A 26,075-nucleotide genomic window follows, 5' to 3' on the forward strand; every position below is an offset into this window, starting at 1 on the left:
TTCCTGTTCATAAGGAAACTGTTGGTCAGGATAATTCCTCAAATATGCGGCTCATACGAATCTGAGCAGGTTTGTCGCGCTCCTTCACCTTCTGCATATCCGCCAGCAGACTGACTTCACGGGCGATAAAGTCGGTATCCAGGTCGCCTGAAACGAAGCGGGGATTTTCCATAATCGCCTTGTGCAGTGTCAGATTAGTATCCACACCGACGATGATATATTCACTGAGCGCCCGACGCATTCGTTTGATTGCTTCATTACGATCAATGCCCCATGCCACGAGCTTGCTGATCATGGGGTGATAGCAGTCGGGAATATCATAGCCCTGGTGAACTCCGGAATCCACCCGGATACCAACGCCGCCGGGAGAACGGTACCCGGAAATCTTGCCCGGTGAGGGCATGAAGTTGCGCAATGGGTCCTCGGCGTTGACCCGGCACTCGATAGCCCATCCATAGTGTTTGATATCCTCTTGTTTGACGGATAAGTCCAAACCGGTAGCAATATTGATCTGTTCTTTAACCAGGTCAATCCCGGTGGTCATTTCGGTAACAGCGTGTTCTACCTGAATGCGGGCATTGACTTCCAGAAAATAGTAGCGCCCTTCCGAGAAAATAAACTCAATGGTTCCAGCACCCACATAACCGATACTCCGGGCCAGGTTGACGGCAGCCGTCCCCATTTGCTCGCGTAACTCAACGGACAATGCGGTGGAGGGTGCTTCCTCAATCACCTTGGAATGGAACCGCTGAATGGAGCATTCACGTTCACCCAGATGCACTACGTTACCCTTGGTATCTGCGAGGATCTGAAATTCAATATGCCGGGGTTTTTCAATGTATTTTTCAATATAAACGCTGGAGACCCCGAAGTATTTTTTTGCCATTTCCGGGGAAGAACTCAGCGCGCGCTGCAGGTCATTATCGTTGCGGGCGATGACCATGCCGATTCCGCCACCGCCGCCGGCCGGTTTGACGATCAGCGGGTAGCCGATATCGCCCAATTCGTCCTGAAGAACGGAAAAGTCAGCCGGGCATTCGCCGGTCCCCGGAATGACCGGTACTCCCGCCTTAACGGCCTCTTCCCGGGCGGTAATCTTGTTTCCGGTCAGTTCAAGGACACTCGCCGGAGGTCCGATGAAGACAATCCCGGCCTTTTCACATGCCCTGGAAAAGGCGGGGTTTTCAGATAGAAAGCCATAGCCGGGATGAATTGCCTCGGCACCGCTGGCTTTGGCAATCTCAATAATCTTATCCATATTGAGATAGGATAATGTGGCGGGGGCAGGGCCGAGTAAAAAGGCCTCGTCGGCGTAGCAAGTGAAAAAAGCATCTTTATCAGCCTCGGAATATACAGCAACGGTATTAATGCCCAGTTCGCGGCAGGCACGCATGACGCGTACCGCTATTTCACCGCGATTAGCTACAAGGATTTTGCTGATCATAAGCGGGTGTCTCCCTGAATGATTGTTCAGCTTATATTAACACAAACGGCGGGGTGTATTAAATAGAACCAACCAGCCCAGTCAGACAAAACAGCGGGAACTCAAATTAAAAGTTCCCGCTGTTAGGATTAGTTTGTTGAATGAATGGATCAGGCTGCCCGGCTATACCCTTCTTTGGTGGCTGCCATATCGATGTTTGCGGTTATGATGTCTTCAGCGGCTGGGACTGATTCACGCTGCAATTTACGTTCGTCTGTAGTTTTCAAGTATGATTTGCAGGTATCACAGACTTCGGCCATATGGGCCTTGTCATCACCTAAAGTCATTTGTCTGATTTCAACCCGCTCAGGGTTCTCGCACACCGGGCATTTATGGCGGGGATAGGGCCATTGACTACGGCACAGGCCGCAATAAAGCTTCCGGTAACCCTTTTCATCGTGTATAACCCCGTAACGGGCCGGTGAACCACAGAAAGGGCAGACACCCTTGGTCCACGGGACTTCCCGATTTATGAAAACCGGAAAATAAGATTCGGCGGCATGTTCATAAAAAGGTACCAGCAGATTGTGTAGAAAGAAAGCAATGGTTTCGGCATTGTAGCCACTGCCCTCGGCCAGGGCTTCAAGGTCAAGTTCGTTTTCCATCAGATTAGCAGCTATGGAGGAAACATCATCTCCTTGAAGCTGTGGCAGGTTCAAGATACGTTCAAGGGGAAAGGCTACACCTGCTGTGTCACTAAAGGCCGTTGCCATCTTTGCCGCAGCCTGCCGAAAAACATCACCGGGAATTGCCGGCACCTTGTCACCCAGGGCTGAGGTTTCGGCATTAAGGTTATCCATACCCCAGGCTGAAACGGCAGGAGCCGGTCCGAGACTGGCTCGAACCGACTCCTGAATATCCAGTATTCTTTGGTTTAGGCCGATAAGCGGCTCCAATTGAGGCTGCTCATTCTGATATTTTTGTAACTCAGAACGACAGATGGAATAATCAAAGCTACTCACTTAGGCCGGTACAACCTCGGGATCCATTTTAGCTACCGACGCCGGCAATCCGGCCTTTTGTTCTGATAAGACCGGCAGGTATTTGGCCGCCAGGCGGAAGACGTACATCGCACCGGCGACTAAACCTAAGGTGAAGATGAACTCCCATACAGTTGGGAAATACTCTCCAACCCGGGCCGGAGCGTGGGATACAACCAGGGTGCTGATGCGGTTAAGCATGATACCCAGGATGATCAGTCCCGAAATCCACATCAATCCGGCACGAGATTCCCGAACTTTCTTGATGGCGATAAGGATGATCGGAATTACGGCACCTAACGCAATTTCAGCTGCGAATAAAGCACCGAATTCATCCATAGCGAAAGCCGACAGATTACCGCCCTGAGCCAGGTCATAGAACCGGACACCAAGCCAGACCACCAGAATTCCGGCAGCTATGGGCATAAGCTTGGCGAAGACGTCCAGTCTGGTGGTCAGTTTCCATGATTTGGCAATAATCAGGCCAAAGAAGGTTAGCACTGCCAGACCGAGAGCCATGGCCGAGATAACAAACAGGTATCCCATCATATGCTGATGCCACAGCGGATGCTGATCCGGAGTAATCAGGAAGAGAGCACCCAGGGAAGATTGATGCAAGAATGACAGGATGATACCAAAAGAGACCAGCGGGATAGCCAGGAAGTGCTGGATTTTGGCCGCGCTTTTGAATCCGATACGTTCAAAAATATTGGGACTGAATTCAAGGTAGAGTACGGTGAGATACATCATGACGCACCACCCCACCTCAAACATGATGGAATTGTGTTGCCACATCCATAAGGGATGAACAATCAGCGGTGTCCGGCCGAGATCCACCGCGATACCGATGGCGCCAATGGTGTAACACAGTGCCGCAATCAGGATGGCCGGTTTTACCAGAGGTCGGAATGTCTCAATCCGGAAGATGTAGACCAGGGCAGCCAGCACGAAGCCACCGGCGGCGCTGGCAATATAGACACCGATGTCAAAGGCTACCCAAAGGCCCCATGGCCAGTTGTCAGACAGATTGGTGATTGCTCCGAGGCCGAAGACCAGCTTGGCAACCAGAACGCCGATGGCGCCCAGCCCAAGAAGAATCTGGACTACACCCCAGAAGCTGAACAACGGAATATTTCTGTTATTCACCTAGTGAGTTCCTCCTTTTCCGGAAGTTAATTCGCCTTTGGCTTTAAGTCGCATGGTGCGGAAGTAATAAGTTCCCGCTAAAAACACCGCAATACCCGCTATTTCATAAGGGATCTTTGAAAGGAAATCCCAAGTGAAATCGGGATGAGGCTCATTTTCCACTTCTGGAAAGCCGATGTCAAGTGGTGAAACGCCAGCCAGGAACATTACCTGAGTGCCGCCAGCTTCGTTTTCACCATAGATGTGATTATAGTATTTGTCCGGGCGTTGCTGAATGCGGTTTTTGGCCAGCGAAAGCAACTGTTCCCGTTCGCCGTAAAAAATGGCGCTGGGCGGACAGGTCTTGGAACAGGCGGGCTCCTCGGTGGGATTGCCGGTCTCGGCGCGGTCCCAGCACATGGTGCACTTGGCGATTTTGTTCCAGTTGTCAATATTGCCGTCCTCGTCGTACCAGGTGAACTTGGGGATGTCAAAGGGGCAGGCATTCTGGCAGTAGCGGCAGCCGATGCATTTGCCTTCTTCCCAGACGACCCGGCCGTTATCCAGTTTCTGGAGGGCACCGACCGGGCAGACCGACACGCAGGCCGGATGAATGCAGTGCATACAACGTTTGGAAACGAAGTGCCATGAAATTTCCCCGTTAGGTTTGGGGATCTCAAAGAACTCTACATGGACGTATGTATGCGCGTTTGTCTCAATCGGATTGGTCATGCTCGGGTTGTAGGAAGTTTCCACCGCCGGTTTCAGATTCCATTGCTTGCAGGCACTCTGGCAACCGCGGCAACCGGTACACCTGACTGTATCAATTAATAGTCCTTTAGCCATGGCTTAGCTCCCCCTCTTGATAACCGGAGGCTCAATGGGTTTGGCCCTGCCGGTGTATTTCGGCAAATCACCGCTGCCGACGCGCTCAATTTTGACCAGGAAAGCCTTGGATTCCGGAATGGTAGTGTTGGCATCGCCGGCATTGGGTGCGAGGGTATTGGCACTTTCACCGACGCTGAGCCCAGCCCAGCCCCAGTGCCAGGGCATACCGACCTGGTGGATGATTTTGCCGGCCAGATTGAAGGGCTTGAAGCGCTTGGTGACCATAGCTGCCAGTTCAATGCTACCGCGGGCAGAGCTGATTTTTACCATATCACCCTGTCCAATACCCTTTTCGTCCGCCAGCTCTTCGCTGATTTCAACAAAGGGTTTGGGTACCATTTCTACCAGCCACGGCAGATTGCGGGTCATGCCGCCTGACTGCCAGTGTTCTACCAGACGGAAAGTCGTGCAGACAATGGGATATTCAGCGCGTGACCCTTTAACATCCAAACCGCCTTCCCAGATGGTAAAGGTGGGGTTATCCTGCTGTCCGCTCATGGCGTTATCAACCGGGCTTTCCCACGGTTCATAGTGTTCCGGGAAAGGTCCATCAATCAAACCGGGGCCGAAGACACTGGCTACTCCGTCTGTCTTCATGATGAAAGGCAGGTTGCCGCCCAAGCCCATTGGAGGTGCCGCATTGTCGGGTACATCACCTTGCCAGGCCCCGGTTTCAGTATTCCACTTGATCACCGGTTTGGTCGGGTTCCAGGGCTGACCGTCAAGGTCAACCGAGCAGCGGTTATAGATGATGCGGCGGTTAATTGGCCAGGCCCAGGCGTATTTGGAGTTAAGTCCGATGTTGAATGGGCTGTCATCCAGGTCTCGGCGGGCGGCCAGGTTTCCGGTCTCGTTGTAGCTGCCGCAATAGAGCCAGTTGCCGCTGGTGGTGGTGCCGTCCGCTTTCAGCGAGACAAAATTGGTAACCAGCTTGCCAGTGGTCAGGTCATAACCGTTGTTTTCCTTGGCGACCTGGTGCGGATCAACGTGAGTACCGTAATCCCAGGCCATTTTGGTGATGGCTTCGCGGTTAGGGGCGCTCGCATCGGCATTATAAAGCTCACGCAGTTCCACCATAAGCTTGTTGATCATGTCCAGATCCGGCATGGCGTCTCCAGGCGGTTCAACTGCCTTGTAACGCCATTGCATCCAGCGGGAGGAATTAGTGACCGAACCTTCCTTCTCGTAAGAGCAGGCGGCCGGCAACAGGAATACTTCGGTATTGATGCTGGAGGGATCAACGCCCGGTCGTTTCCAGAAGTTGGCGCTCTCAATCTCCCACAGGTCAGAACAGATTACCCAGTCCAGTTTTTCCATGGCCTTGATGGTCTGGGTGTTATTCGGGCCGCTGACGATCGGGTTCATACCCCAGATCATCAGGCCTTTAATGCCGCCCTCATACATATTTTTAAACAGCGGGATCCAGGAGTAGTTTTTACCGGCATCGGCTTTAGGCAACCATTGATAACCGAATTCATTTTCCGGGGTGCCGTTATCGCCGTACCATGTTTTTAACATGCTGACGGTATATTTCGGCCGGTTCTTCCACCAGTTCAAACTCTTGGGGTCGTTTGAAACCGGCGTAGTACGGGTGTTGTAGGCGGCCAGGGTGACATCCGTATCCAGGAACATCGGCAGGTAACCCGGGAGGATATGGAACAACAGGCAGTAATCGGTGGCACCCTGTACATTAGATTCACCGCGCAGGGCGTTGATACCGCCGCCGGCAACACCGACGTTACCCAGCAAGAGCTGCAGAATGGAATAAGCGCGGATGATCTGAGCGCCGTAGGTGTGCTGGGTGGCGCCCATGGCGTACATGACGGTCATCGCTTTATCCGGCCTACCGGTTTCGGTGACCAGATCGGCAATTTCCTGGAGCTTGGCTTCGGGGATACCGGCAATTTCGTTAGCTTTGGCGAAGGTGTAACGGGAGAAATGCCGTTTCATGAGTTGGAAGACACAGTTGGGATCCTGAAGCGTTTTGTCCCGGATCGGAACGCCGTTTCCATCCAACTGGAAAGCCCAGGTGGATTTATTGTAGTTGCGAGTGGCTTCGTTGTAACCACTGAACTGTCCATCCATGTCAACCGGGCCCTTGAAATCCGGATTAACCAAGAACGGGGCGTTGGTGTATTCCTGGATGTAGGTCATGTTGTAGTGTTCAGGTCTGGCTTCAATATCTTTAATGACATAATTAATAAGTGCGCCGATGACCGCAATATCGGTTCCAGAGCGCATGGGGGCATAGATATCAGCCTTCGCCGAAGATCGGGTGAAACGGGGGTCAATTGAAACAATTTTGGCGCCGCTGGTTTGTGCCCGCAATATGTGAGTGTAAGAAGCCGGGTGATTCTCAGCGGGGTTGGCACCGATTATCAGAACAAGATTGGCATTCTGAACATCAGTCCAGTGGTTGGTCATAGCACCGCGTCCGAACGATTCCGCCAAACTGGCGACAGTGGAGGAATGTCAGAGGCGCGCCTGTGTCTCCATGTACACAATACCCAGACTGCGAAGCATTTTGACAAGGAGTTGGCATTCTTCGTTGTCAAAGCATGATGCACCAACCATGGCGATTGCTTCAGTCCGATTTACCAGATTACCCTTGGTGTTTTTTTCAATCCAGTTTTCATCACGGGTTTTCTTGATGCGTTTGGCCATTTCAGTGATAGCCCAATCCCATTCCTTTTCCTCCCACTCGGAGGCGCCGGGGGCACGATATTGGACTTTCTTTAATCGCCGTGGATTGTTGTGAATCTGGGCGATAGCCGCACCCTTGGAGCAGGCGCCGCCCTGATTGACCGGATGATTGGGATCGCCTTCAAGATTGGTCAGACGGCCCTGCTCATCTGTGTAGCACAGAAAGCCGCATCCTGAGGCGTCGTAAGGACAGATAGTGTAGGTTTCTTTCGTCCAACTGGGACGATCGTTCACCGGGGCGGCCGATACGGCCATGGGACCCCTGAAAAGGCCTGCGGTAGCAAAGAGTCCGGCAACTCCGCCGCTGGCCTTCAGGAAGTCCCGTCTGGTGACTTGAGACTTCATGGATACCCTCCTATTTTATTTTTAAATCATATACCTGCGCCGAATCATTACGGCGTATACTGAATTTACCGCGGCATCCACCCCTAGTACTAGTAAGGTACTAATCCCGCTGCCCGTAATAATAGCACCCAAAAGCATAACTGTAAATATCCGGTTTTAGCACCGCCAATTGTTTTTCCAACAATGTCTAAGGATTTCCGACAAAAAATAGTAATAATATTATAACCTGTAGGGCTTTGGATTCAAAATTCGTGATAAAAATAGGCAAGTTAGCGGGTTTTGCGTCGTCTCCGACCGATGCCTAGCAGCCGGCGTAACCATAAAGGCTGTGGTTTAATTGTGGAGCGTTCCAAGATTAATTTTTCATATTCCGCCGGTTTATAACTGCTGTCCCGAGGCTGCTGCGGCAGAGAAAAGCCTTTGATGCCCCACATTATGGTTACGTCCAATTTTTCCGGCAGCGATTGCCCTTCATCAACCAGATAAAATAATTCCACTCGTGTCTTGTCCGGCAGCAGGGTGAAAAAATCCCCCTTATGCTTTTCTTCACGGCGTTTTAACACTGCCAGCGGCGGAACATCCGCCAGGCCGATATGGGCCATAAGTTTATCCGGTTCCAGTTTAAGCTGACGCGGGGTCTGTCGGGATTGATAAACCTTGTTTTTCAAGTGGCAGAAATCAATCAGTGCGTTTGAATTGATGTTAATCAGTCTGAACTCGGGATTTGTTGATGAAATTGCAGTTATGGCAACACTCAGGTAAGGGGCGTTGGCCGGAGTGTTGAGAACGGCCGTTACTTTCTCCCAGACGGCGGATGGGAAGATCACGCCGCAAAGAGTGCCTTCATGATTAACGCCCCAGTACAGCACCTTTTTGGGCGCCGGCGCCGAAACAGCTCCGCCCCATAACAGCAGGTAGGTATCTTTCGCGGTGTTCATCAGGGTGTCATTTTATCGGGCTTTGCACGGTGCGTCAACGAGCAGGGAAGCCTTGACGAGATATCCACTTTAGGCTAGCCTTAGCTGATTTTCTGATGGGGGACGATATGAGGCAACTGCTCCGTAAAACGCTGATACTCACGGTCATTCTTTTATTGTGGTTACTTTCTGCCTGCGCAGCGGGCCCTTCCTACGTTGAGATTTATACCCCGCAGACAAATCCGGCCATTTTTGAAAATATCATTATTGAAGGTGACGTACAACTGCCCGGCATTTATCCGCTGACAGCCGGCGATACACTGGAAGCGCTGCTGGAGGCCGCCGGAGGTAGTACCGGTGGTTCAATTTTCAAGCTGGTGGTTGGGACTGACGCTAATGTATCGCAAAAGGTAAATCTAAATACCGCGCCGAATTGGCTGCTTACTGCCTTGCCCGGAGTCGGGGAGGCCAAGGCAAATGCCATTATTGAATATCGGGCGGCCAACGGGGCGTTTATCAATATCATGGAGCTCATGAAGGTGCCCGGTTTCGGCCAGGGGCTTTTTGACTCCCTCAAAGACTTGATTACGGTGGCGGGTTAAGCTGTGGCGCTGATTACCCTGTCGCTGGCCTGGGTGACGGGGGTTTGGTTGGGGTCCATGGTCACTCCCTCATTCTGGTGGTTGCTGGCAGCGGTGCTGCCCGGCATTTTGATCCTCCTGCGAAAATGGCGGCGTGCCGGATTTATTATCGGACTGGCGGTGCTTCTGCTCACTGGTGGCGCTTATTCCAACCAATCAGGGCTGGAGCCAGATGATGCAGGTCATATCTCCTGGTACACCGGAGGTGCCTATAATATTGAAGGCACTGTCAGCCGGATGCCGGAGGCCAAAGAAAAATCCCAGGCGCTGCGTCTGACTGACCTCGTAATTCAAACCGATAGTAACCGGCAGTGGGTTACCGGCGCGATGCTGGTCTATGTGCCTCCTTTCCCGGAGTTCGTTTATGGTGACCGGATCACCGTGTTTGGCCGCCTGTCGGAGCCGCCGATTTTTGAGACCTTTGACTGGAGCGCCTATCTGGTTCGTGATGAAGTGTATGCTACGGTGCTTTATCCGGAGGTCACCGCCGTTGACCCGGGCCACGGCAATTCTTTACTGGCTGGTATCTATAATCTGCGGCAGGCGCTGGCCGATGGAATGGAAAGTGTCCTCCCGGAGCCGCAGGCGTCTCTGGCTCAGGGTTTGACGCTGGGTATCCGGTCGGGCATTCCCGACGACGTCCGGCAGAACTTTGCCGACTCCGGTACTGCTCATCTACTGGCCATATCCGGGTTGCATCTGGGTATCATCGCCGGGGCGATATTGCTGGTTACCCGGGGGCTGCTGGGGCGCCGCGGCTATTGGTATGTCTGGCTGGCGATGGCCGGCATCTGGGGTTTTGTCATCCTGTCCGGTTTGGCGCCGCCGGTGGTCCGGGGCGCGGTGATGGCTTCTGTTTTTCTACTGGCCGAACTGTTCGGCCGGCAGAAGTCGGCGCTACCGGCCTTGTGCCTGACCGCGGCGGTTATGACGGCGGCTAATCCGCAGTTGCTCTGGTCGGCTTCATTTCAAATGACCTTTGGCGCCATGGCCGGGTTAATTTTCCTGTTGCCGCCACTGGAACACCTGGTTCGGCAACTGGCCGCCCGTTTTCCCGGAACCGGCAGCCGGTTCTACGGGATGGTATATTATCCTGCTGCCGGACTGGCAGTCACCACCGCGGCTATTGCTGGCGTCGCCCCATTAATTGCCTACTACTTCGGCGGTGTATCCATGACCGGCGGTATCGCCACGCTGGCCGCAATGCCAGTGGTGCCGCTGGTTATCTTCGGCGGGCTGGCCACCGGGGCGGTTGCTCTGGCCAGTAATTTGCTGGCCGTACCGCTGGCCGGGATAACGTGGCTCGGTCTGACCTATTTGCTGAATGTCGCCCGGGTATTTTCTCAGCCGTCAGTGCCCGGTTTTGGTGACTTTGATGCGCTGTTCATCTGGGGGTTTTACGCTGTCATGGCGCTGGCAGCCTGGCAGTTCAACCGCTGGTATCGGCAGCAGGGCGAGGCTGAACGGCCTAAAAAAGCGAATGGCTTTAACTGGAAAATGGCTGTACCTTCAGTGATACTGGCGGCGGTGCTGGTCTCGGCGGGGCTATTTACTCCCGCCGATGAGCGTTTACGGGTGGTCTTTCTGGATGTCGGGCAGGGAGATGCGGTGTATATTCGGACTCCGGCCGGTCAGGATATCCTGATTGACGGCGGACCTTCACCCCAACGTCTGGTCCAGGAACTGGGCCGTCAGATGCCTTTCTGGAACCGGACCATTGAACTGGTGGTGACCACCCACGCCGATGCTGACCATCTGACCGGGCTGCTGGAAGCCCTGAAACGCTATAAGGTCAATCAGGTGGTGCATTCCGGTGCTGCCGGCGACACCCAGCTTTATGAAGAATGGGCTGGACTGATTACTGAACTGGACATCCCTTATGACCAGGTCGGTGCGGGTCAGCGCATTCGGCTGGCGGGCAATCTGGAATTTGAAGTGCTTAACCCCTTTAACGGCACCACTGGTGATACTAATGAAGCCTCGTTGGTGCTGAGTCTGACTTATGACGAGGTATCCTTCCTGTTTACCGCCGACCTGCCGGCTGAGATTGAACGGGAACTAATCTATCGCCGGTTGCTGCCTGATATCACGGTACTGAAGGTGGCTCATCACGGCTCTGCCGGTTCCACCAGCAATGCTTTTCTGACCGTCAGCCGACCGGAACTGGCGGTGATTCAGGTGGGTAAGAACAGCTACGGCCATCCAGCAGCAGATGTGATAACGTCTCTGGAATCGTGGGTGGTCCCAGACGGCGTGTACCGGACCGATTTGTCCGGCACCATCGCCATGGTAACCGACGGCCGCACTATCTGGCTGGAACAGAACTAATACATCAGGCCGTCGGGTCAACCGTAATAGCCCCGGTAGGGCACTGGAACTCACAACCGCCTAATTGGTCGCATTTATCCGGGTCGGTGACCCGGCACGTATCGGTTTCCGGGTCAATCTCCAGTATCTGTCTGGGGCACATGGCCACACAGATGCCGCAGCCGGTACACAGGTCTTGTTCAATGGTAACTTTGTCTGCCAATTTGGGGATTCTCCTATGATTAATTTCTGATATAACGCAGTTCCACGGCACCGCCCATTACAGCAGCGCGTTTTTCAACTTTCAGGCCGATTTTAGTAGTCAGTGCCTCCAGTCCTCCCGCCGCCTGATAGGCCTTGAAGCAAGCGTAATGGTCGCCGCCGACCAGCCCCTCCAACAGGCGGATAAACCATTTGGCCGGAACACCGAAGTCCGCCAGCACCAGGACGCCGCCTTTTTTGACCACCCGCCGCATTTCTTCAATAACCTGAAGCTGGATTTCCGGCGGCTTTTCGTGGAGAGCCAGTGATATGGTAGCGTAATCAAAGGACCGGCTCTTGAATAGCAAGGCCGCTGCGTCGGCTGTCTGGAAACTGATGTTTTCCCGCCTGGTGCGCCGCTTGTTAGCTTCAGCCACGGCAATCATCCTTTCATCCAGGTCAATGCCGTAAACCTCCAGACCCAATCCGGCAATATGCATGGCCTGGTCTCCGGTACCGCAACAGACATCTAAAACCTTCTCCCCGGGCTGCATCCCGGCGAACTCCGGTATCCCTTTCCGCAAATCTTTCAGCGCTCGGTCAATAAACAGGGAATAGAACCTGGCCATCATCCCTGAAACTCTTCTTTTATTATGCTATACAATGCGGCGTCAAAGAACTCGCCGCGGTGCAGAAAAAACCGGCGGCGGCAGCCTTCATACTTCATGCCGAGTTTCTGCATCACCCGGCCGGAAGCGATATTGGGGGCGAGGTGATGGGCGATAACTGATTCCAGTCCCAGTGTTTTGAAGGCATACCTGATGACCGCCTGTCCGGCTTCGGTGGCATAGCGCTGTCCCCAATATTCGCGGCCGATCCAGTAACCCATTTCAGCGCGTTTATGTTCCGGGGTCAGCACCAGCCCGATGGCGCCGATGATGTTCCGGGTGGTTTTATCGGTGATGGCGAAGACAATCTCCTGGCCGAAATCAAACTTTTCCTGATGGGTGGATATCCATTCTGCGGCGGCATATTTAGGGTAGGGGTAAGGGATGGCCGGAATATAACGGGACAGTTCCTCGTTATCAGCCAGGCGGGTTACTTCATCGGCATCCGCGGTGGTGAAGGGCCGGAGCCGGAGTCTTTCAGTTTCAAGTGTTGGACGAATCATTTATTTACAAAAGTTATTATAGCATCGGGGCGGATTTCGGCCAATTTACCCGTTCGTCGTCTGTCGCCTTCGGTGTAATTGACACCTATAAACTTGTATGGTACTTTGAAGTATAGTGCGTTTGAGGCACGTTGAATTTAAAGGAGTTCCACATGCAGGAAAAGGTTAAGGAAGTTTTGGAAAAAGTCCGTCCCAATTTGCAGGCTGACGGCGGTGACGTTGAGTTCGTCAGTGTCAGTGAAGATGGTGTCGTCACGGTTAAGCTGACCGGCAGTTGCGCCGGTTGCCCCATGTCTCAGATGACCCTCAAGAACGGCATTGAGCGCCTGTTGAAGAAGGAAATCCCTGAGGTTAAGGAAGTCGTTTCTGCGGCCTAAGCCGTCTACTCGTCTTTCCACACTGAAGCCCGCTGGTTACAGCGGGCTTTTTGTGTTTAAAAATGACCGGTCGGGCGGGACAGGCATACTTGCCTCCGGCGGGTAAGGTCAAAGTTCCACCAGCGCCTGAACGCTGATGCTAGTCTTCGGTTTCCAGCTTGAAAGCCTCGTGGAGGGCCTGCACCGCTTCGGTCACCCGGCCTTTATCAATCAGGACGGTGATGCGAATCTCGGAAGTGGCAATCAGGCCGATATTGATGCCGGCATCGGTCAGGGTGCGGAACATCTTGGCGGCATAGCCGGGCGAACTCTGGATGCCGGTGCCCACAATGCTGACCTTGCCGATGTTGGGATCGGCGACGATGTCCGTAGCCCCCAGTTCCTCAGCGATGGGTTTAATGACCTCCATAGCACGTGGCAGGCAGGACTCGGCGACGGTGAAGGTCAGGTCGGTGATACGCTGGACGGAGGCGTTCTGCACGATGGTATCAACGCTGATGCCGGCCCGCGCCATCGGTTCAAAGACTGAAGCGGCGATGCCCGGCTTGTCAGGCACCCTGAGTAAGGTTATCTTGGCGACGTCCAGGTCATGGGCGATTCCGCTGATTTTATTTCTGAATTCCATCTTTCCTCCGTGAATCAGTGTGCCGGGATTATCATTGAAACTGGAAGCCACCAGGATGGGGATTTTGTATATTTGCCCCAGTTCCACGGCGCGGGGGTGCATGATCTTGGCCCCGTAGCTGGCCAGTTCCAGCATTTCTTCATAACAGATTTCTTTGAGCCGTCGCGCCTGAGGCACGACCCGCGGGTCGGCGGTATAAACACCGTCTACATCGGTAAAACGCTCACAGACCTCGGCTCCCAGTTTGGCTGCCAGGGCCACCGCCGAGGTGTCAGAGCCGCCGCGGCCCAGGGTGGTAACCTCCATGCCGTCGGTAATACCCTGGAAACCGGCGACGATGATAATGCGGCCTTCGTGGAGTTCCCGGTGAATTCGGCCGGGGTCAATATCGGTAATGCGCGCCTGAGAGTAAGAGCCGTCGGTCCGGATACCCGCCTGAGCGCCGGTCAGGCTGATGGCGTCATGGCCCAGATGTTTTAAAGTCATGGCCAGCAGGGTGGAGGAGACGACCTCGCCGGTGGACATCAGGACGTCCAATTCCCGGGGGTCGGGTTTGTCGGTGAGGGAGCGGGCCAGCTCAATCAGGTCATCGGTAGAGTCACCCATGGCCGAAACCACCGCGACCACCTGATTGCCTCTTTCCTTGGTGGCGATGATGCGGGCAGCCACGGCACGGATACGTTCCGCGCTGCCGACTGAGGTGCCGCCGTATTTCTGTACGATTATGGTCATATTACCTCACCCGAGACAGATTAATGTTGCTGCTTGTTTTCAAGGCCTTACCAATAGATAGTCGCCGCGCGGACAATCCCCATAGTTTCCCAGTAATAACCACCCAGGGTGTCCGCCAGCGCGTCCATTTCCAGCCGCAGGTCTTCCAGACGGTTGTACCAGCTTTTCAAATAGCTGTAGTTGTAACTTCCGGAGCTGACGGCCTGATTATATTCCGTGACCTGCGTTTCATAGTCTGCCCGGAGCGTCTCAAAACTTTCCAGCCGTTCCAGATACGTCAGGTAATCATTATAGAATGGCGAGGCGGCGACCTCAAGCGAGATAACCCCGTATTCACTTCCAATTTGGACATAGGCTACCTTGTCGTAACTGTCCGACAGCACCTGCCCCAGCCCCCGGCCGCCGGTGTCATAGGATGACGTGGCATCAATGACGACCAGCCCACGGTCAGTGGTTTGGAAGACGGTGGCGGCGTGGCCGATGGCGCGGTCAGTAAAATCAATCGCCACCCAGCCGGCGCGGATGCCGGCAGCTTCGGCGGCGTTGTGCAGATCCTGTGCGAAACCGCCGCACATATACAGGTCTTGCAGATAGGCGTTCCGGTCGGTGCTATCCGACCGGATAAAGGCTAACAGCTCAGCCCAGGTCGGATCCGAGGCCGCTGGATTATTAACCAGCTTTACCACCGGACCATCGGGATAAAGCACATAGGGAGGCTGGACGCCGTCATGCGCCAGAGCCCCGCTGATGGAATTGAGGCCGGCGGCTTGATCCGGCGCACCGAGGGTGACCGGCGGTGTTATCGGGTCGCCGATGGCTGGAAGCGACAGGGAACAGGCCGATAAGGCCAGCACCAGAACAACCAATGAGGCGGTCAGCCAACTGTGTTTAATATGCTTAAGGAACATTATTGCATTACCAATCCGGCGGTAAGGTTAGGACAGAAAGATGCCGGCGAGGACGGCGACAGCCACAATACCAATGATAATCCAGAACCAGACCGGCAGGCCGCCACCGGAAGGATTGTCGCCGCGATAACGCGGCCGGCCTTCGCGCCGGGCTTCGCAACAGGCGACGCAGGTACAGGCCGGCGGGTGACCGCCGTAACGGGCGGCGCGGTAGGTTTCATCTTCTCTGGGACACATGGCAAATACACCTCTTGGGACTCATTTTACAAGCAAATACTGAATCGCACGAACAAAAGGCTGTAAATTTCAGAATTACTCTGGTCCCGGGATCAGCCTCCTTGGGATTATTTAGCCTCTGACCACCATGCTCATCAGGTAGTGGCCTTCGGTGACCGTCATCTCGGTTTTCTGGGCTTCCGCCTCGGTAAAGCGCCGAGCGCCGGTGATGCGGACGCCGGAGCCCCAGATCATGAACGGCACCGGTTCGGCGGCGTGGGTGCGGATTGCCAGCGGCGTCGGGTGATCCGGCATGACCAGCACCCGCAGTTTATCTTTTTTGTAATCCCGAATCTGACTGATCATTTCCCGGTCAATATCCTCCAGGGCTTTGACCTTGCCGGCGGTGTCGCCGGAGTGAGCGGCTTCATCCGGGGCTTCCACATGCACGACCACCAGGTCATAATCATCCAGAGCTTTGAGGGCCCCGGCCATCTGGCCCCGGTAATTATTATCAATATTGTCGGTCACCCCCGGAATGTCCAGAATATCCATGCCCTGCATCTGGGCGAGGCCGCGGAGCAGGTCAACTCCCGAGGTTAAGGCGGAATTGATACCGTAGCGATCCTTAAAGGAAGGCATATCGGGCAGCGGGCCACAGCCCCAGAAGAGCCAGATACCGGTAGCTGGTTTTTCGCCGCGGGCGATCCGGGCGGCGTTGACCGGATGGTCTTTGAGTATCGGTTCCGAGTCCGCCATGATGGATCGCAGCAGACTGTTGCTGTCACCCTGCGGCAGGTATTCTGCCACCGGCTGGTCGGCAATGTCGTGGGGCGGGGTACAGGCCGCGTTAAGGGTGTCAGCGTGGCCTTTGAGTTTTAAAATATGCCGGTAGCCGACACCGGGGAAGAAAGAACGGTCAGCTGCGCCCAGTTTTTCGTTCAAAGTTTCAATGATGGCGGCGGACTCGGCTGAGCTGATGTGTCCGGCCGCGTAACTGCTCATCTTGCCGTCGTTGAGGGTTACTAGGTTAGCGCGGAAGACCACTTCATCATCTTCAACACTGATCCCCAGGCTTTTGGCTTCAATGGCGGCGCGGCCTTTATAGAAAACCCGGGGATTATAGCCCAATACGGACATACAGGCGCAGGCGCTGGAAGGCTCCATGCCTTCCGGGACGGTGCTGGTCATACCCACCGTAGCGCGGCGGGCCATCTGGTCAAGGTTAGGGGTGGCGGCCGCGTCCAGAGCCGTCTTGCCGCCGAGTGATTCCACCGGCCATCCGGAGGCGCCGTCAACGATGATTACGATGTATTTCATAAAGCTATCCTATTTGCTTTAGTCAAAACATAAAGCATATAATATCCATCTGGCGGGGCGTAGCGCAGCCTGGTTAGCGCGCAGCGTTCGGGACGCTGAGGCCGGAAGTTCGAATCTTCTCGCCCCGACCATTCTTCATTCAATCCACCTGTTACACCGTACATACTACCATAATCAGAGGGAATTTTCCGTTTTGATCCGCTCCCACAGCTCGTTCTGCTGCTCAAAAGTCAGTTCTTTGAAAGCCAGACCCTGCTCACAGCAGTAATTCTCCATGGCGCGAAAGCGCTGGTAAAACTTCCGTGAGGCACCCCGCAGAGCGCTTTCGGCGTCAATGCCCTGGCGGCGGGCGTAATTGACCATGGTGAAAAGAATGTCTCCGAATTCCTCTTCCTTTTCGGCCGCCGTAGCCGCCTGTTTCAGTTCGGCGACTTCTTCGTTCAGCTTATCCAGCACTCCGTCGTCAGTTGCCCAGTCAAAGCCGACTCTGGCCACCCTGCCCTGGATTTCCTGAGAGTAGGCCAGGGCGGGCATGGCTTTCGGAGCACCGTCCAGCATGGAAGCGCCTTGCGGGCGCTCCGCTTTTTTGATGTCTTCCCAGTGGCGCAAGACTTCTGAAGAATCGGTGGCATTCCGGTCGCCGAAGATATGAGGGTGGCGGCGGATTAGCTTGGCGGTGATGCCGGCAATAACGTCATTGATGGTGAAGGTGCCGGCTTCGGCAGCGATACGGGCATGAAAGACCACCTGCATCAAGAGGTCGCCCAGTTCGGTTTTCAGTTCGGTGGTGTCGCCGGCGTCCAGGGCTTCCAGAACCTCATAACATTCTTCCAACAACGAGTCGCGGATGGATAAGTGCGTCTGTTCCCGGTCCCAGGGACAACCTTCGGGCGACCGCAGCCGGTCAATGATGTCAACGAGCGTCTGGAAATCTCCGGCCTGGTTCAAGGTACCTCCTGTGAGCGAAGTGCATGTCCATTATACGCCGGTGGATGAGACCTGTCAGCCCGACAGCTTAAAGCAGCAGCCTTGAAGCCTGTTTACGGTCGTCAACCGACACTCTTCTTCAGCCGACAGTGGGGGGGTCTTGATGTGGTTAGCCCGTCATCATCAAGGTTCGAATCCTTGATGGAAAGCGAAGGAAACGACTCTACTATTTACGATTGAAAATCAGTTTCGGGACAAAAAACCGCATTAAAAACAATTCATACTAATATATACTGATAAAAACACAGAACATATAATAGCATATTATCCAGTGTTTGGCAAGGGGCAAATGTCTCATTTGAGAGAAATATTTTTCTTTTACAGTCGGCGGCATTTTGGGATAGAATATAGGCTCCTCAAGGGCGGTTAGCTCAGTTGGTTAGAGCACCTGCTTTACACGCAGGGTGTCACAGGTTCGAGTCCTGTACTGCCCACCAACCACTTGCAAAAATATAGCAAAAAACTAGCATAAGCTTGATTCATTCTTACGGAATTACCCAGATTACTTCGTTCTGTCTGTTAAAAATGTTCACCTGTTCATTCATGGGTATATACAGCTAAGACTGAGGGAGATTCAATACTGTTTTCAAACGGTGCTGGTAAATATTTGATTAATATCCAATCTATTAGCCATCTTTGACGGAGAGACGGGGAGAGTCGAACTTTTTCAGGAACAATATCTGATATCTGTGCTTGTACGGTCATTTAACCTATTTGGAGGGACATGCTAAATATTTTTCGGGAAGTGTTGCTCCGGCATGTTGGTTTTATTGAAGTGATTCAACCAGGTGGTCCAAGGTCAAATTTTTGGTGATGTAACAGCGATACGGACTAACCTGATCAATTGCCCCGGATTGATTGAGACACCCACCGGCGCAATGGTACCGGCAGAAGCAATCCCGGCATTCACTGAGGCTATCGATGTTCCTCGATCTAAGTAGAGCGCGAGTTTCAGCGTTGAAAATGAAGTGCCCCGTGTCGTTATCATAGTTGCCGTGGAAAAATATTCCGGCCTGAGGATCCTGCGGGTCGGTTCTCATATAACAGGCAGTAACCATCCCGGTCGGAGTCACGTTAAAGGCCGGGTCGGTGGCGTAACAATAACTTTTTCGAATGGACCCTCCCCGTGCACTACTGAACTCGATTCTAAGATCGTTGTCCCGACCCAACTTCTTGACTGCTCTGAAGGCTTCTAAGAAACGGTCGGCATCCGGGACATCAAGCTCTTGGCCCCGGCCGTGTTGATAAATTGGCTCGAGAGAAATCGCCTCAAACCCTGGGCGATTGGCCAGAACATCTATTATGCCCGGGAAGTATTGAAGACTGTCTTCGGTAACCGTGGACGAGATCCAGTACTTTTTACCGATTTTATCGATATAGTCAAAGGTTCTCAGGACATCATCGTAACTACCCTGCCCGTTACGCTTTGGTCTTAGTCTGTCATGGATTTCTTTTGTACCGTCCCAAGAAATGCAGAATTCATCCACATGTTCTGCCAGCCAGGCCAATCTTTGTTGGGAGAATACCCCGTTAGTGGTAATGCCGATGTATTTCTCAACGCCTTCCAGTTTAACTTTGGATTCAAAGTACTCTATCGTCGTTTGTACCATAGACCAAGCACAGGTCGGTTCGCCGCCGCCATGAAACTGCAGGTGGGCCACAGAGTGGTCTTCAGAGGCGTTTTTAATAATAAGATCTATTGCAGCGCAGGCAACGGTCTCGCTCATGGTTTGTGGTGTTTTGTTGTTATGGGAATAACAGTACACGCAATATAAATTACAGACATCAGTAAGAAGCAACCCCACTCGCGTAGGACGATAATCTGTTGATTGCTGAATATCCGGACTGTCCGGTACCGGTTCTGACGTTAATAAGCCAGCGGTTGATAGTGAATTGATGAATTTTTGGTCCGCGGAAGTCCTGGGAGTAAAACCCACTCCGTTGAGAGCTGTAATAATGGGTATGGCAGCCTGATTCAGGCTCAAAACCTGATGACTTTTAGGAAAATAGGCTAAGTGCAGATTCTGATGCTCAAGCAAGAAGCATTTCTCAACAAAACGCCCCGCGCTTTGTCTAACAGACAAGCTTTTCATATGCGACATTTATGTTTGACTAGAACTGAGAGTTACCTAAAAAGGTGCTCAAATAAATTATTCTTGTGGATCCTCACGCCACCCTATATCAGGGACCTCCAGTAGCATAGCCTTTTGGGTTAATCCCGGATTTCTTTACTGGGCCAGCCTTGATTACAGCTGGCTTTACGACTGGTTTAATGGGTTTGACGGGTTTCTTTTCCATATCAAGCCTCCATATTTGATTCGATACCAATTATACGCTCCCAATTCAAATGATGCTAGATGAATATGCTAAAAGTCGTAGACCGTCAATGATACTGGGAAGCTGCGTCTTTCGTATTATTCAGTCAACTGTGGATAAAGAGGACCAGCATTTTCAAGTGTGCAATGATACCAAGAATTGCAGGAGCACAGGGATCAGCCCCTTCTTTTCAAATAAGAGTTCGGTAACTGTCCCCCAAAGCGCACCATAACGTTCAATAGACAGAATTCCATCCTTGTCCTCTTTCAAACTTAACGGTGACGATACCAGTGGTAGTGTATATTCAAGGATTGCATTCGACGGTTGGTACTTTTGGGGCGCTGTGAGATTCTTGGGAACGCTATATAATCCCAATCTTCAACAATCACTCATTAACCCATTAGCTGTTGTTACTTCAAATTAATGCATTATCAGCGGTCACAAAACCCGCAGGGATGGCAGAACTCTCGCTTAATAAGGTCCCTATTCTGTCCAACTGATGGGGACCACCTCAGTTGGAGCTTCGTCGGTCATGGGTGGTGGCACTGGATTCTTATTTTGGTTAGAATAATCAGGAACGATGCAGAAGACTAGGCTTACGGTTCTGCGTATTGACTGTAAGTACCCAGTTTTCTAGCCTCCAAATAACAGTACTGTTCAATAAACAGAATATTTGCTCACTTACGATTGATATTCCATTTGTCCATGATAAAATAGTAAATATGTTAGAAGAATCAAAGGATTTCCATGACAAATTGAAGGTGATGAATCAGAAAGCACATTCTGATGCTGAGGCTTATTTTAGAGAATTAACAAAGCTAGTGGGTGCGCTGGACCCTGTGAAACTGCTGAGTCAGCTGACATTGACTTTCGGCACGGTACCAGAAGACCAATTTAACGATGAAAGTTCCGATGTTCACGAATGGGCGAGATGGCTCGGGTTTGTATCAGGGTACCTCTTAACACGTCCGTACCCTGCTAACGCTCGAAAAGAAGTTGACGGCAGAGACATCAAGGGCATTGAGGATTTACTGAAACAATATTTTATTTCTATATCACAAAGCCTGATAAGCGATGCCCCAAAGTCCGAAACAGGAGAAGTTGACGAAGTGGTCAGCCTCGCAAAAAATGATTCTTTTTTTGTTAGAGGAGAGTCATATCCTCATCAGCTGAAAGAAATGGCTTATGATATCTGGACTGAGCATGATGAATGGTTTGTTAAAAGTCTCGGGTTTACAATCAACGACGCACTGACTATATCAGAAGCCATAAAGGAGGAATGTAACCGTAGAATAAACGATGAAAAAGAATCCTGCAAGGTCCGAGCGCATCAGAATGTTGATGAATTAATCAAGCGTGGGGAAGCAAAGGAACATGACCGGAAGAATTTAGAGGCTAGTATGGGCTGCTACTACTATTTCGGAAACTCGGACGCTATTTTATCATTCACTTTAGATGAGATGGCCAGTTTCTCGGGTTTTCCAAAGGATAGATGCGAAAGGTATTTAAAAAGGTTAAGTCAAGGATTTGGATACAGAAACAAAAATCATCTTGACACATTCAATGATCCTCACTTGGCCCCTTGGGATTACAACACAATTTATGAACGGCCTATAGTGTGCCACGCCGAGAAGTATTTCATCCCAGTTCCCTCTGTGTTGAATGAAGTACTTCTTCACACATTTTTTTATGATATGATTGCGGACTCGAATTATTGGAAAAAGAATGGAGAAAAGAAATACGGGAAATGTCTGGAGCAGAAGACTGCTGAATTATTAAGAAGGGTTTTCCCACCTAGGGAAGTCTTGCTTAATCCGAAGTATCCGGGAGGGAACGAACTATGCGATGTTCTCGTTCTACACGATAGGAATGTCTTTATCGTTCAATGTAAAACGAAGCGATTAAGGTATGAGTCCAAGATTGGCAAAGACTCGCAGTTGATAAAGGATGATCTCAACAAAGCAGTAGCTGAGTCGTTTGAACAAGGTAGCCGTGCGAGGAAATATTTATCGAATAATCAGCCCACTAAGATACAGATTGAAAACGGTATCATAGAAATTGACTCCAAACAAATATCTAAACTGTTTCTTCTTAGCGTCACGTTAGGCAGTTACCCGCACCTGATCACCAGATTGGCAAACATCAACAAAACACTTAATCTGTTTTCTGATAATCAGTATCCCTGGGCTGTTTCACTATTTGACTTGGGAGTCTTAACAGACCTAATTGAATCTCCTTCTAGTTTCGTTCACTACGCCATGCGTAGAATGGCCATGGAGCGAACGAGATTTGACATTTTTGGCGATGAAATTGATATGCTTGGGTATTACTTCTCTCAAGGGTTGGTTTTCGAAACGGAACAGTACAAGAAAACGAATGCCCTTCTTTTGAATGGATTCTCCGACAACATAGACCTTTATATGTTTGAGAAACACGAGCTTGGAAGAAACCCTCAGAAACCGGTGATGACGGTACCTCCCAAGTTTTGGGAATACGTACGGTCTATCGAGGAACTGAAATCACCTTACAAGACTGATTGTGCAGTTCGGCTACTGGATTGTGACTATAGATTGAAAGAAGCTATTGTGCAAGCGTCTGAGAAAATAAGGGGGCAAACGAAGTCTGATGGTCTCCTGCATACTCTATCCATGGCCAAGGAAGACCAAAGTGTAGGATTTTCATTCACGACAATGCATGTGGAAAGTCTTGAAGAGTTGTACAGAAAAGTCCTCACATTTAGCAGTATGAAAAAATATGTGACTAGATGCAAGGAATGGGTGGGACTAGGGTGGAATAAGAATAGTGGTAAAGAAGTGGATGTCGCCGTATTCCTATCGTTTGACTGGCAGGAAGATTCTGTCATAGCCAAATTGGCTGCCGAGAATTTAAAGCCTGGAGAAATGCTAAATCCTGAAGGTTAATTCAAACGTCCTGGTTCTGTCTACTGTACGGTACCGCCCACCATTTTAGCCTAAATTAGGTAGTTGTATTCAATAGACAGGACGATACCAATTGGTGAATATGATCACTTTCTGTAGCACGGCTTCTAAAGGGAGATTGATTAGCTAGTCTCGCGCATCCATGGGGTATATACGACCCCAACCAGCAATCCTTCAGGTGAAAGAAACCGGGTAACTGTTTGCCCCCAAGGTTCCTTACGTGCGGTGACAAGAAGGCGATATCCCTGATTTCTTAACTCTTGTGTAGCTGTCTCAACGTTTTCAACATCGAATTCAATCCACGCTTGAGGGGCAGGAATATCTTCCGGCCACTTATCGGTGCCAAAACAGGAAAAGGCGGCCTGAGAGATTGGCCATAGCGCAAAATACTTGGCCCCTTCCAATTTTGCGGTATGAAGATAGCCACTTTCCATTTCATCAAAAGAAATACCGAGGGTATTTATGTACAGATCCCGGCTGGCTTTGGAGTCTTGAACAATCGGGCCAAATCCAGAAATAAACAAAACTTTGATGTTAGGCGGAATTATCATAGGAAAGGCAATTTTATCATAATCCAAATGCTGTTACTATAGCTTGAAAGACAGCGAAAAGGTGCTGTCTTTCGTACAGTACTGCCCACCAAAGGGGACGATACCGAGAACCGCCCGACATTCAAAACAGAATCAACTGGGAAGGATTCTTTCAATAACATTCCCGTGGCCCGATTAAAAAGAAGCGGGCTTCTGCCCAACAATCACATAAAACCCGGCGCCGGCATGATAACCGGTACGGGGCACTTCCTCCTCTGTGACTTGTTCCGGATCCTGAAAAAGTGTGGAAACCATCCTGTCAAAAGAAAAGCCGGCTTCGAGCATCATTTCAAGGACGCCAAGGAGACCAAAGAAGGTTGCTCGTTTGTAAATAGCATGCCCCGCTGCTTTTTTGTCCTGATATTGCCGGCCCCATCGGCTATTATTGGGGATCATCGCGATTACCACTTTGCCGCCGGGGATTAAAATTCGTTGGGCTTCTCTAAGAACCTTGATTGGTGATTGGACGAAACACAAGGTTAATATCAGAAAGACTGCACCGTAGGACGCCACATCAAACAAATGGTCTTCGCCTCCGGCCTGAAAAACCTGGACGCCACGGCGCTTGGCCAGCGCAAGCAGCCTGGTGGAAGGGTCTATACCCTTGTCAATTCCAAGCGCCTGTGCGAAGCGCCCGCTGCCGACGCCAATCTCCAGCCATGATCCGGGCAGATCGGGGAGAACGAGTTGCAAGGCCGCAAGTTCGGAGGCAAAAATCAACTTGCCCTCGCCATCAAACCAGTCATCGTAAGCCTCAGCGAAAGGATCAAAGGGCGAAACCATGCCTTCAGAAGCCACCATCATAGAACCGCTTAAGGTAATCCTGGTAGGGATCACACCTTAACACTGTGCCCTCATCAAAGCTATAGCGGTAGCTTTCAACGTAATCCATCAAGATCTTAAAGGCATGATTGACCTTCTTCATGGCCTCTCCGTCATCGCCGGAGGTCTTATCGGGATGATGAAGGTGTGAAAGGTGCCGATAGGCACCCTTAATCTCAGACATTGTTGCCGTCTCGCTTAAACCCAGAGTCTTTCGGGCGGAATCTATTGTCGTAAAGTCAGCCATAATTATCCCACATCAAGTTAAATCGTCCGATGAACCGAAAACGATCTGATGAATTTCAAGCAGATCAGGAAATAGATACCTACCGCCAGAATCACGCTAACGTAATTGATGGCTGCCAAGAGTGTGCTTTGAATGAGTAACCCCTGGACATATACTCCCAGAACCTGGGAGCCAACCAGCGCTCAAACAATACCCCATTGGGGAGGCGAATATTTGCTGCGTATAAAATGAGTCTTGAAATAGTCAGTCAGCAGCACAATAGCAAAAACGACCCAGGCCACAGCAGCCGCATAAGTAAGCCCGAGGGCTTGAGACGAAAAACTGGTTACATCAAACGAAAAGAAAGTTTGCAGTTGGGGCGGCATTCTGAACAGACTGATGCCGAAGAGGCATAATATGGGGACGAGCACGAAAAAGGCAGGCAGAATCGGGGTATCCGGCAACCTCCGAGCCCGGAGCTGATTTCTAACCAGATAAAACATCTTGGTTGCCAGAAGAACAAGCCCGACGGCTATGGTGACAAGGGTTGCCATTCCGGCCAATCTGGCGATGACCGGATCATTAGCAGTTATAGCAATCCCTGAACCATTAAGCGCCACCAAACCGAAGGCAAATACATCCGCCAGCCACCCGAAGTTGAATTTGCCAGTATCGACAGGACCTTTGGCAAGTACTTGAAGTACCTTGAACTCAAGCGAGAAAAGAGCGACGAAGAGAATGCCAAAAAAGACCAGCGACGGCAGCATCAACGATTGGAGTCCTGAAGCGACCTGAGGGACAAAGAATCCCACTGGCGCCCAGAGTACAATGGCGGACATCGCCAGTGAGCCGATAACCGGGAAGGTGGTAAAATTACGGTAGGGGTCATTGATCAGACCGATTACGGTTTGCCGTCCACTCAGCCAAGTGAATAGCCCTCTGAGAAAAATGCCCGTCAACAAGACATGAATGATCACAGCCGGGAACATTACCGCCACCAGCACTCCGTACAATACTAATTGCAGACCAGGGAGACTTGACCAGAAAATGTCGGTAAACCGGATAAATCCTTCCCCGTGCGGGACGGCAAACTGCAAGAAATTGAAAGCCATAAGCGCAATCCCCCCAGCTGCCAGGGATGCCTGAAAAAAGAGTGGATTGAAGTTACTTCGGACTAAACCAATCAAGTGCATTATTCCCTCCAATCTAATAGTACAAATACCGTTTTAAAGATAAGTCCCGGCAAGTGGGGTGCC

The 26,075-nt window shown here is 51.6% G+C and carries 23 protein-coding genes and 2 tRNA genes; 6 read left to right on the plus strand and 19 right to left on the minus strand.

The window, feature by feature from the left end:
- Positions 1 to 25: 25 nt before the first annotated feature.
- The 6 genes from V8247_RS04715 to V8247_RS04740 form a co-directional block, all read right to left on the minus strand.
- Positions 26 to 1,444, minus strand: coding sequence for an acetyl-CoA carboxylase biotin carboxylase subunit (locus V8247_RS04715; protein ID WP_338736687.1), 1,419 nt, complete (start codon positions 1,442 to 1,444; stop codon positions 26 to 28).
- Positions 1,445 to 1,593: 149 nt separating this feature from the next.
- On the minus strand, positions 1,594 to 2,445 hold the full coding sequence (locus tag V8247_RS04720) for a formate dehydrogenase accessory protein FdhE (protein ID WP_338736688.1): 852 nt from the start codon (positions 2,443 to 2,445) through the stop codon (positions 1,594 to 1,596).
- Complete coding sequence (gene nrfD / locus V8247_RS04725) at positions 2,446 to 3,609, minus strand: NrfD/PsrC family molybdoenzyme membrane anchor subunit (protein ID WP_338736689.1); 1,164 nt, start codon at positions 3,607 to 3,609, stop codon at positions 2,446 to 2,448.
- Entirely contained in the window at positions 3,610 to 4,434 is an 825-nt protein-coding gene (locus tag V8247_RS04730; RefSeq protein ID WP_338736690.1) for a 4Fe-4S dicluster domain-containing protein, read from the minus strand.
- A gap of 3 nt (positions 4,435 to 4,437) precedes the next feature.
- Complete coding sequence (gene fdnG, locus V8247_RS04735) at positions 4,438 to 7,524, minus strand: formate dehydrogenase-N subunit alpha (protein WP_338736691.1); 3,087 nt, start codon at positions 7,522 to 7,524, stop codon at positions 4,438 to 4,440.
- A gap of 269 nt (positions 7,525 to 7,793) precedes the next feature.
- Positions 7,794 to 8,462 carry a hypothetical protein gene (locus V8247_RS04740; protein ID WP_338736692.1) on the minus strand — a complete coding sequence of 223 codons (669 nt, stop codon included), beginning with the start codon at positions 8,460 to 8,462 and terminating at the stop codon, positions 7,794 to 7,796.
- Between the two features lie 107 nt (positions 8,463 to 8,569).
- Here V8247_RS04740 and V8247_RS04745 point away from each other — a divergent pair, with 107 nt between their 5' ends.
- Both V8247_RS04745 and V8247_RS04750 read left to right on the plus strand, forming a co-directional pair.
- Entirely contained in the window at positions 8,570 to 9,043 is a 474-nt protein-coding gene (locus V8247_RS04745) for a ComEA family DNA-binding protein (RefSeq protein WP_338736693.1), read from the plus strand.
- Positions 9,044 to 9,046: 3 nt separating this feature from the next.
- On the plus strand, positions 9,047 to 11,410 hold the full coding sequence (locus V8247_RS04750) for a DNA internalization-related competence protein ComEC/Rec2 (RefSeq protein ID WP_338736695.1): 2,364 nt from the start codon (positions 9,047 to 9,049) through the stop codon (positions 11,408 to 11,410).
- A gap of 4 nt (positions 11,411 to 11,414) precedes the next feature.
- Here the strand turns inward: V8247_RS04750 and V8247_RS04755 are convergent, their stop codons facing one another.
- Genes V8247_RS04755 through V8247_RS04765 form a run of 3 tightly spaced genes read right to left on the minus strand, consistent with a single transcriptional unit; the run spans position 11,415 to position 12,761 of the window.
- On the minus strand, positions 11,415 to 11,612 hold the full coding sequence (locus V8247_RS04755) for a ferredoxin family protein (RefSeq protein ID WP_338736696.1): 198 nt from the start codon (positions 11,610 to 11,612) through the stop codon (positions 11,415 to 11,417).
- Positions 11,613 to 11,631: 19 nt separating this feature from the next.
- Positions 11,632 to 12,222, minus strand: a complete 591-nt coding sequence (locus V8247_RS04760) for a methyltransferase domain-containing protein (protein WP_338736697.1) — start codon at positions 12,220 to 12,222, stop codon at positions 11,632 to 11,634.
- The gene (locus tag V8247_RS04765) at positions 12,219 to 12,761 is read right to left on the minus strand and encodes a GNAT family N-acetyltransferase (RefSeq protein ID WP_338736698.1); all 543 of its coding nucleotides are present in this window, start codon (positions 12,759 to 12,761) and stop codon (positions 12,219 to 12,221) included. Before V8247_RS04765 ends, V8247_RS04760 begins: the two co-directional genes overlap by 4 nt.
- A 152-nt stretch (positions 12,762 to 12,913) precedes the next feature.
- Between V8247_RS04765 and V8247_RS04770 the strand changes: the two genes are divergently transcribed.
- Positions 12,914 to 13,138, plus strand: a complete 225-nt coding sequence (locus V8247_RS04770; protein WP_338736699.1) for a NifU family protein — start codon at positions 12,914 to 12,916, stop codon at positions 13,136 to 13,138.
- A 139-nt stretch (positions 13,139 to 13,277) separates the two neighbouring features.
- Here the strand turns inward: V8247_RS04770 and V8247_RS04775 are convergent, their stop codons facing one another.
- The 4 genes from V8247_RS04775 to V8247_RS04790 form a co-directional block, all read right to left on the minus strand.
- Entirely contained in the window at positions 13,278 to 14,495 is a 1,218-nt protein-coding gene (locus V8247_RS04775) for an aspartate kinase (protein ID WP_338736700.1), read from the minus strand.
- A 47-nt stretch (positions 14,496 to 14,542) separates the two neighbouring features.
- Complete coding sequence (locus V8247_RS04780) at positions 14,543 to 15,403, minus strand: hypothetical protein (RefSeq protein ID WP_338736701.1); 861 nt, start codon at positions 15,401 to 15,403, stop codon at positions 14,543 to 14,545.
- A 27-nt stretch (positions 15,404 to 15,430) separates the two neighbouring features.
- Positions 15,431 to 15,640, minus strand: coding sequence for a hypothetical protein (locus V8247_RS04785; protein ID WP_338736702.1), 210 nt, complete (start codon positions 15,638 to 15,640; stop codon positions 15,431 to 15,433).
- 111 nt (positions 15,641 to 15,751) lie between these two features.
- A complete protein-coding gene (locus V8247_RS04790; RefSeq protein ID WP_338736703.1) occupies positions 15,752 to 16,939 on the minus strand; it encodes a cofactor-independent phosphoglycerate mutase in 1,188 nt (395 codons plus the stop codon).
- Between the two features lie 53 nt (positions 16,940 to 16,992).
- Here V8247_RS04790 and V8247_RS04795 point away from each other — a divergent pair.
- Positions 16,993 to 17,070, plus strand: a tRNA-Pro gene (locus V8247_RS04795).
- A 43-nt stretch (positions 17,071 to 17,113) separates the two neighbouring features.
- Here the strand turns inward: V8247_RS04795 and mazG are convergent.
- Positions 17,114 to 17,887 carry a nucleoside triphosphate pyrophosphohydrolase gene (mazG, locus tag V8247_RS04800; RefSeq protein WP_338736704.1) on the minus strand — a complete coding sequence of 258 codons (774 nt, stop codon included), beginning with the start codon at positions 17,885 to 17,887 and terminating at the stop codon, positions 17,114 to 17,116.
- Positions 17,888 to 18,286: 399 nt separating this feature from the next.
- Between mazG and V8247_RS04805 the strand changes: the two genes are divergently transcribed.
- Positions 18,287 to 18,363: transfer RNA gene (locus V8247_RS04805), tRNA-Val, on the plus strand.
- Between the two features lie 330 nt (positions 18,364 to 18,693).
- Here the strand turns inward: V8247_RS04805 and V8247_RS04810 are convergent.
- On the minus strand, positions 18,694 to 20,028 hold the full coding sequence (locus tag V8247_RS04810; protein WP_338736705.1) for a radical SAM protein: 1,335 nt from the start codon (positions 20,026 to 20,028) through the stop codon (positions 18,694 to 18,696).
- 936 nt (positions 20,029 to 20,964) lie between these two features.
- Between V8247_RS04810 and V8247_RS04820 the strand changes: the two genes are divergently transcribed.
- Positions 20,965 to 23,163, plus strand: a complete 2,199-nt coding sequence (locus tag V8247_RS04820; protein WP_338736706.1) for a hypothetical protein — start codon at positions 20,965 to 20,967, stop codon at positions 23,161 to 23,163.
- Between the two features lie 140 nt (positions 23,164 to 23,303).
- Here the strand turns inward: V8247_RS04820 and V8247_RS04825 are convergent, their stop codons facing one another.
- The 4 genes from V8247_RS04825 to tsoY all read right to left on the minus strand — a co-directional run bounded on the left by V8247_RS04825 (position 23,304) and on the right by tsoY (position 26,012).
- On the minus strand, positions 23,304 to 23,732 hold the full coding sequence (locus V8247_RS04825) for a VOC family protein (RefSeq protein ID WP_338739315.1): 429 nt from the start codon (positions 23,730 to 23,732) through the stop codon (positions 23,304 to 23,306).
- 174 nt (positions 23,733 to 23,906) lie between these two features.
- Complete coding sequence (locus V8247_RS04830; RefSeq protein ID WP_338736707.1) at positions 23,907 to 24,575, minus strand: class I SAM-dependent methyltransferase; 669 nt, start codon at positions 24,573 to 24,575, stop codon at positions 23,907 to 23,909.
- Complete coding sequence (locus tag V8247_RS04835) at positions 24,559 to 24,840, minus strand: J domain-containing protein (RefSeq protein WP_338736708.1); 282 nt, start codon at positions 24,838 to 24,840, stop codon at positions 24,559 to 24,561. Before V8247_RS04835 ends, V8247_RS04830 begins: the two co-directional genes overlap by 17 nt.
- A gap of 17 nt (positions 24,841 to 24,857) precedes the next feature.
- Positions 24,858 to 26,012, minus strand: coding sequence for a selenoprotein TsoY (tsoY, locus tag V8247_RS04840; protein ID WP_376797728.1), 1,155 nt, complete (start codon positions 26,010 to 26,012; stop codon positions 24,858 to 24,860).
- Positions 26,013 to 26,075 lie beyond the last annotated feature (63 nt).

The sequence above is a fragment of the Dehalogenimonas sp. W genome (assembly GCF_037094495.1).
GTDB lineage: Bacteria > Chloroflexota > Dehalococcoidia > Dehalococcoidales > Dehalococcoidaceae > Dehalogenimonas > Dehalogenimonas loeffleri.

Coding starts and splice junctions, on each gene's coding strand:
- V8247_RS04765 (WP_338736698.1), bottom strand. CDS start 12,761: ATGATTCGTCCAACACTTGAAACTGAAAGACTCCGGCTCCGGCCCTTC.
- V8247_RS04790 (WP_338736703.1), bottom strand. CDS start 16,939: ATGAAATACATCGTAATCATCGTTGACGGCGCCTCCGGATGGCCGGTG.
- V8247_RS04775 (WP_338736700.1), bottom strand. CDS start 14,495: ATGACCATAATCGTACAGAAATACGGCGGCACCTCAGTCGGCAGCGCG.
- V8247_RS04830 (WP_338736707.1), bottom strand. CDS start 24,575: ATGATGGTGGCTTCTGAAGGCATGGTTTCGCCCTTTGATCCTTTCGCT.
- V8247_RS04760 (WP_338736697.1), bottom strand. CDS start 12,222: ATGATGGCCAGGTTCTATTCCCTGTTTATTGACCGAGCGCTGAAAGAT.
- V8247_RS04780 (WP_338736701.1), bottom strand. CDS start 15,403: ATGTTCCTTAAGCATATTAAACACAGTTGGCTGACCGCCTCATTGGTT.
- V8247_RS04730 (WP_338736690.1), bottom strand. CDS start 4,434: ATGGCTAAAGGACTATTAATTGATACAGTCAGGTGTACCGGTTGCCGC.
- V8247_RS04810 (WP_338736705.1), bottom strand. CDS start 20,028: ATGTCGCATATGAAAAGCTTGTCTGTTAGACAAAGCGCGGGGCGTTTT.
- V8247_RS04825 (WP_338739315.1), bottom strand. CDS start 23,732: ATGATAATTCCGCCTAACATCAAAGTTTTGTTTATTTCTGGATTTGGC.
- V8247_RS04745 (WP_338736693.1), top strand. CDS start 8,570: ATGAGGCAACTGCTCCGTAAAACGCTGATACTCACGGTCATTCTTTTA.
- V8247_RS04715 (WP_338736687.1), bottom strand. CDS start 1,444: ATGATCAGCAAAATCCTTGTAGCTAATCGCGGTGAAATAGCGGTACGC.
- V8247_RS04785 (WP_338736702.1), bottom strand. CDS start 15,640: ATGTGTCCCAGAGAAGATGAAACCTACCGCGCCGCCCGTTACGGCGGT.
- V8247_RS04770 (WP_338736699.1), top strand. CDS start 12,914: ATGCAGGAAAAGGTTAAGGAAGTTTTGGAAAAAGTCCGTCCCAATTTG.
- V8247_RS04835 (WP_338736708.1), bottom strand. CDS start 24,840: ATGGCTGACTTTACGACAATAGATTCCGCCCGAAAGACTCTGGGTTTA.
- V8247_RS04820 (WP_338736706.1), top strand. CDS start 20,965: ATGTTAGAAGAATCAAAGGATTTCCATGACAAATTGAAGGTGATGAAT.
- V8247_RS04740 (WP_338736692.1), bottom strand. CDS start 8,462: ATGAACACCGCGAAAGATACCTACCTGCTGTTATGGGGCGGAGCTGTT.